1 rRNA gene is annotated in these 298 nt (G+C 47.3%); it reads left to right on the top strand.

Features of this window, described 5'->3' with window-relative positions:
- Positions 1-104 (top strand): 16S ribosomal RNA (locus tag H4J50_RS19235); the annotation flags it as partial.
- Between the last annotated feature and the right edge of the window lie 194 nt (positions 105-298).

The following is a 298-nucleotide window of genomic DNA, read 5'->3' as shown; positions in this document are numbered from 1 at the left end:
CTAGTTTAACCTTCGGGAGGACGGTCACCACTTTGTGATTCATGACTGGGGTGAAGTCGTAACAAGGTAACCCTAGGGGAACCTGGGGTTGGATCACCTCCTTATCTTGAAGTAAAACAGCTTAATGGAAGCCTCGGCTTCACGAGTGTCTACACAAATTACATGATAACGAATTAGAAGAAGTCCAAACATGCTAGCTTCGGACGTAAATTCTTGAAAGAGAAATAGGTCTGTAGCTCAGCTGGTTAGAGCGCACCCCTGATAAGGGTGAGGTCGGCAGTTCAAGTCTGCCCAGACC

The sequence above is a fragment of the Colwellia sp. 6M3 genome (genome assembly GCF_014077595.1).
Classification (GTDB): Bacteria; Pseudomonadota; Gammaproteobacteria; order Enterobacterales; family Alteromonadaceae; genus Cognaticolwellia.
Note: the sequence above shows the minus strand (reverse complement) of the source record. Positions and strands in the feature narration are given on the sequence as shown.